Genomic DNA, 6,087 nt, shown 5'->3' with positions numbered 1-6,087 from the left:
GCATGATCGGCCTGAAGCGCCTCACGGTTGCACCGATAATCGCGTCGAAGCGCCCGTATCCCGCCGCGATGTCCTGGTCGATCTGGTCGACCAGAATCACGGAGTTGCGCATGATGATGCCGAACATGGCAATCACGCCGAGCAACGCGACGAAACCAAAGGGCTTGCCGAACAGGAGCAGCGCGGCCACGACGCCGATCAGCCCGAGCGGTGCTGTCAGCACGACGATAAACGTCCGCAAGAAGCTCTTCAGCTGGATCATGAGCAGCGTCAGCACGGCGATGATCATGAGCGGCATCTCGGCGTTGATCGAGGTCTGGCCTTTCACGCTTTCTTCGACGGAGCCGCCCACCTCGATGCGATAGCCGACCGGCAGCGTGGCTTTTTGCTCCGCGAGCGCGTGCTCGATATCGCGGGTCACGTCGATGCCCTGCGCGTTGCCCCGAATGTCGGCCTGCACGGTGATCGTCGGTTGCCGGTCGCGCTGCCAGATCACCCCATACTCGAGCGTGTTCCGAACGTGTCCGAGGGAACCGAGAGGAACCGGGCCATTCGGCGTCGGGATCGCCAGGCTCATGAGCTGCGCAGGATTGACACGCTCGCTCTTTGGCGCGCGCAGATCGACGTTGATCAGCTTGTCCTGCTCACGGAACTGCGTGACCGTGTAGCCAGAAAGCGTCATGGCCAGGAAGTTCGATACGTCCTCCGACGACACGCCAAGCTGGCGCGCCCTGTTCTGATCGATCTCGAACGAGATCGACCGTTCCGCCGGCTCGTCCCAGTCGAACTGGACATCGCGCGTGCGGGAATCGGCGCGGACCTTCTCGGCGACCTCTTCAGCAATTGAGCGCACGGTCGCAATGTCGTTGCCGCTCACCCGGAACTTGATCGGGAAGCCCACGGGCGGACCGTTCTCGAGTCGCGCCACACGCGTGCGCACGCCGGAGAACTCTCTCCCGAGTTTGGCATCGAGCCAGTGCATCAACTCGTCGCGGTTTTCAACGCTTTTGGCCGTGATCACGAACTGCGCGAAGTTTGGCTGCTGAAGCTGCTGGTCGAGCGGCAGGTAAAAGCGCGGTGCGCCGGTGCCCACAAAGTCTACGAAATGCTCGATTGCAGGCTGGCCGTCGAGCGCCTTTTCCAGGCGCTTCGCTTCGCGCAGGGTCGCCTCGAACGAAGCACCTTCCGGCAGCCGCAGGTCCACAAGCAGCTCTGGCCGTTCAGAGTTGGGGAAGAACTGTTGCGGCACGCGCGTGAAGGCCGCCATCGCGATCGCAAAGAGCACGGCAGTGACGCCGAGCACGGCCCAGCGACGCTCGATACACCACGAGACCCACCCCGACAGGCGCCGGTAGAAGCCGGTGCTGTAAACATCGTGCTCGTGATGGTGCCCGCCACTCTCGTGGCTCTTGCGCTCGGGCAGCATGTGGAAGCCCAGCAAGGGGACCAGCACGACGGCAGCGAACCACGATACGATCAGCGCAATGGCCGACACTTCGAAGATCGAACGTGTGTATTCGCCCGTACTCGATTTCGCGAGTGCGATTGGCAGGAAGCCCGATACCGTCACGAGCGTGCCAGTCAGCATCGGGAATGCCGCGCTCGTGTAGGCAAAGGCCGCCGCGCGCTTGCGACTCCACCCCTGCTCGAGCTTCACGGCCATCGTTTCGACGGCGATGATCGCGTCGTCGACGAGCAGCCCCAGCGCGAGCACGAGCGTGCCAAGGGAGACCTGGTCCAGCCCGATATTGAACACATGCATGCAAAGCGCCGTCACGGCGAGCACGATCGGAATCGAGATCACGACGACCATGCCGGTGCGCAGGCCGAGCGAAACGAGGCTCACGACCAGCACGATTGCTACCGCTTCGCCGACCGACCTTACGAACTCGTCCACTGAATGCTTGACCGCGTGAGGCATGCTCGAGACGGGAGCCAGCTTGAGTCCCGCCGGCATGGCCGCCTGCAGTTCGGCGGTTTTCGCGTCGAGCGCCTTGCCGAGGCTGATCACGTCGCCGCCTTTTTGCATCGTCACGCCGATGCCGAGCGCCGCCTGCCCCCCGACGCGCATCTGGGTGACGGGCGGATCGTCATAGCCGCGCGTGATCTTCGCGATGTCACCGACCCGGAACGTGCGTTTGTTCACGGTGATGAGCGTGTCGGCGAGCGCCTGCACGTCCTTGAACGCGCCGCTCGGTCGCACGAACACCCGGTCGTCCGCCGTCGTAATGGTGCCAACGGGCGTAACGGTATTTTGTGCGTCGATTGCCTGGGCGAGCTGCTGCGGCGTGATAGAGAGCCCCGTCAGCTCTGCATTCGATATCTCGACGAAGATGTGCTGGTCCGGGTCGCCAAAGTAGTCGACCTTGGCGACGCCGGGCACGCGCAGCAGGACCGTGCGCAACTGGTCTGCGTAGTCGTGCAGTTGCGCAGGCGTAAAGCCGTCGCCTTCAAGCGCGTAGATGTTTGTGTAGACGTCACCGAACTCGTCGTTGAAAAACGGTCCAACCGTCCCCTTGGGCAGCGTCGCCGAGATGTCGCCCACTTTCTTGCGCACCTGGTACCAGGTCTCGGGGACCTCCTTGACCGGGGCCGAATCCTTCATGGCGAAGAAGATCATCGACTCGCCGGGCCGTGAGTAGCTCTTGATGTTGTCGACATACGGTGCCGCCTGCAACTGACGGCCGATCCGGTCCGTGATCTGTTCCTGCACCTCGCGGGCAGTCGCGCCCGGCCAGTAAGTTTTGACCACCATGGTCCGGAACGTGAACGGCGGGTCTTCCGACTGGGCAAGCTGCGTATAACCGATCACGCCGAACAGGGTTGCAAGCCCGATCAGAAAGATCACCAACTGCTGATGGCGCAACGCCCACGCGGAGAGATTGAAGCCACCTTCGCCATGTGCCTCGGAGTCGGACGGGGTGACGGTCGCGCTTTCATGCGCGGTTTCACGGTCGCGTGCGTTCATGACGAAAAATCCTCGGGATGCAACGGGGCCACCACCTGCACGTGTTGGTCTGCGCTCACTGCGTGCACGCCCTGCATCACGACGCGGTCGCCGTCGTGCAGGCCGCCGGTGACAGAGACCGTGCGTTCGTCGTAGCGCGCGATGCTGACTGGGCGCAACTCAAGAGTGTCGCTGCCCGCGCGCACCACCCACACAGCGGGGTCGTCGCCTTTGTGAAAGAGCGCCGTCACAGGCAGCGCGAACGGACGTGCCGTTGCCGCGTCGCTGGCGGCATCGAACGCGACATTCGCCGTCATGCCGAGGCGAACTTCGGGGCTCGGCGCGGCCAGCGTGAGCTTCACGCGCCAGGTGCGGCTTTGCGGGTCGGCAGCGGGCGACACCTCGCGCACGCGCGCCTCGAAGGTCTTACCAGGCAGCGCAGACAGGCTCACGCGCGCATTGCTGCCGACGGTCAATGCGCCAATCGTCCGCTCGGACGCGTCGCAGACAACATCCACGTCTCCCGTCCAGTCGAGGTGATAGACGGCTTGATCTGCCTGAATGTTCTGGCCGGTGTCGGTGTCCTCCGACGTGATGACGCCGTCGTGGTCTGCCGTGAGCGTGGCGTAGCGCAGGTGATCCGTGGCGAGCGCCATCTGGGCGAGCGCCGAATCGCGCTGCGCGAGGGCGGAAGCGTAGGCGTCCTGGGTCTGCTCCATCTGCGCCGTTGCGATCAGGTTTGCCTGCGCCTGAACGCGGTCGCGATCGAGCTGCTGTTTGGCGTACACGAGACGATGTTCGGCGGCGTCGAGCTGCGCTCGCGCGCTGGCCAGGTTGTTGCGCAGGTCGGTAGGATCGAGCAGCGCAACGGTCTGTCCCGACTTGACGGTATCGCCGATGCGCACCCGCCGTTCGGTGACCTTGCCTCCAATCCTGAACGAAAGAGGCGTCGAATACCGCGCCTGTATCTGAGCCGGCAATGAGGCGCTCGCCGTGCGCCCGTCGGGATGAACCGTGACAGCAACGACGGGCTTGAGCTCGGGAGCGACGGTTTCGCGCTGGTGGCAGGCCGCTAGCAGCATTGCGCCGCAAGCCGCAATCAGAAGACGCCCCCGGAGGGATGGTCGGACGGCGGACGGCAGGAAAGGACGCGCAAGCGTCTGCGCGTTAAGACCGGAAAGTTTCACGATGTTCACAAGGCAGGTGATGGTCCAGCAATAAAATGGGCGAGGCATTGGAAGACACGGTGTGTCAAGCAGCATGCATTGCGAAGTGCGCGAGCACTAGATCCGGCATACCTACAACTTAGTATTCCTACTCGCTTCGTCTGATACAAGCCGCTTGCAACTCTTCGTACTTCGTCATCGCACGCGGCCACTCCCCACGAAACAGCTAGAGAACGAGCGTAAAACATGTCCTCGCCCCCAGCCCGGCGCGGTGGATCTGGATGGCAGTGGACGACTCATCTTCAGCGCTGCAACTCCCTGTTCCAGGCACCGTCGCAACTCAATTCGTCTGTCCATGCGGTCGCTGATCCGTTCGCGACAGTGACATTACATCCCATAACTGATGATATTGTCAATCATGACGTAAAAATCTACAATGCGACGCTACAGAAATCTGGAACCGAGATGCCTGATACCCCGAACTCCCGTGCAACCCGGCAGCGCAAACAAAAGCTGCCAGCTCCGGCCGAGGCGACCGAAGGGCGGCAGCCGCGCGGCACCCGCCGCAAGCGGGAGACTCGAACCCGCCTGCTCGACGCTGCGCTCAGGCTAATGGCCGAAAAAGGGATAGGTTCAGTGACCATCAACGACATTACCGAGGCCGCCGACGTCGGTTTCGGCTCCTTCTACAATCACTTCGAGTCGAAGGAAGGGATCTTCGCCGCGCTCGTCGAGTGGGTGTTCGAAGAGTTCGCCGATACGCTTGATCGCCTAGCCAGCGGACTGTCCGACCCGGCCGAAGTGGTCGCTATCTGTGTCCGCCATACGCTGGCGCGCGCCCGCCGCGAGCCGGTGTGGGGACAGCTCCTGATCCGCGAGGGTTTTTCGGTGCATGCGCTGAACTGGGGTCTCGGTCAGCGTTTGCTGCGCGATAGTCAAAGTGGCATTTCCGCGAGACGCTTTGTCGTCTCGGACCACTTTCTGTGTCTCATTTCCGTTACGGGCATCATCTTCGCGGCGATCGCCGCTGAAATGCACTTTTCCGCCTCCGTCACACCAGCCGTCCAAGGGCAGAAGCCATCTGGACTCGGAGGACAGCACTTCGCGGAGCGCGCTGCGGCGGTCGTGCTACAGGCACTCGGACTCAAGCGCGTCGAGGCGGAGAGAGTTGCGCGGCTGCCGTTACCGGGTTACCCGGAAATCAAAGTCTGTCGAGCAAAACCGCGGGTTCGCTGATCGAGCCGTCTCATAGCGGCCGGAATGCACGTACGAACTCGCTCCGAAGCACGTCTTGAATGCGACCAGAATGTCCAGAGCCTGTTGACTCGGATAGACATCTGTGGGGGCGACCGGCCTTCATCCGTTCCTTCGGAATTGTCCACCTTTAGTCCCCGCGCCTGCACGAAACGGTAGACCTGCAGAACGATGTCGCGCGCCCGCACAGCAGGGGCCGCGGCGCCCCTCCCCTTGATCTTCTCGCAGCGCGCCATCAATCGTGCGGGCGTGATCTCTTCCAACTTCAGCCGGCCAAATTCCGACGTGAGATTCCGCTCTTATACCAATTTGCGCATCGCTCGTGTGGAGTCGGCAAGAGCAGTCTCCACAAAGTATTTCTCTGCCCACTTACCAAACGTTAGCGCCTCGGTCGCCTCAACCCGTGTCTCGACTTTCGCACGTGAAGGACTCTCTCCGCGCTGGATTGCTCCGTAGGCTTGGTCGCGTAGAAGCCGGGCTTCCGGGAGGCTATAGCCACTCCGAATCCGAGTTCGTCTGGCTTGCGTGGCTTCCGTGCTTAAAGTGATGGATCGTAGCGGCCGATAACCAGGGTTTCCCGGCGACCGTTCACCCGGTAGTCGTACCGGAAGCTCACCGCGCCTGAAGGAATCACTGCTGCATATTGCCCCCGCTGATCGGCAACCTTGTAGATCTTCTTGGCCAGCTTCAGCGCTCGCAACTGCATGTCTGTGAGCATAG

Annotated in this window: 3 protein-coding genes and 1 pseudogene; 1 reads left to right on the top strand and 3 read right to left on the bottom strand. The window is 62.4% G+C overall.

The window, feature by feature from the left end; all coding sequences use genetic code 11:
- Positions 1-2,968: efflux RND transporter permease subunit (locus M0D64_RS09175; RefSeq protein WP_266257377.1), on the bottom strand; the 2,968-nt coding region annotated here is incomplete at its 3' end.
- On the bottom strand, positions 2,965-4,029 hold the full coding sequence (locus tag M0D64_RS09170; RefSeq protein WP_266257376.1) for an efflux RND transporter periplasmic adaptor subunit: 1,065 nt from the start codon (positions 4,027-4,029) through the stop codon (positions 2,965-2,967). The genes M0D64_RS09170 and M0D64_RS09175, both read right to left, overlap by 4 nt.
- Before the next feature lie 549 nt (positions 4,030-4,578).
- On the opposite strand from M0D64_RS09170, the gene M0D64_RS09165 reads away from it, so the two are divergent.
- Positions 4,579-5,349 (top strand): TetR/AcrR family transcriptional regulator, encoded by a 771-nt coding sequence (locus tag M0D64_RS09165; protein ID WP_266257382.1) that lies wholly within the window; start codon positions 4,579-4,581, stop codon positions 5,347-5,349.
- 6 nt (positions 5,350-5,355) lie between these two features.
- Here M0D64_RS09165 and M0D64_RS09160 read toward each other — a convergent pair.
- A pseudogene (locus tag M0D64_RS09160) lies at positions 5,356-6,085 on the bottom strand (tyrosine-type recombinase/integrase); the annotation flags it as partial.
- Positions 6,086-6,087: the final 2 nt, after the last annotated feature.

It is taken from the genome of Paraburkholderia sp. WS6 (assembly GCF_030464835.1).
Taxonomy (GTDB): domain Bacteria; phylum Pseudomonadota; class Gammaproteobacteria; order Burkholderiales; family Burkholderiaceae; genus Paraburkholderia; species Paraburkholderia madseniana.
Note: the sequence above shows the minus strand (reverse complement) of the source record. Positions and strands in the feature narration are given on the sequence as shown.

Coding starts and splice junctions, on each gene's coding strand:
- M0D64_RS09170 (WP_266257376.1), bottom strand. CDS start 4,029: ATGCTGCTAGCGGCCTGCCACCAGCGCGAAACCGTCGCTCCCGAGCTC.
- M0D64_RS09165 (WP_266257382.1), top strand. CDS start 4,579: ATGCCTGATACCCCGAACTCCCGTGCAACCCGGCAGCGCAAACAAAAG.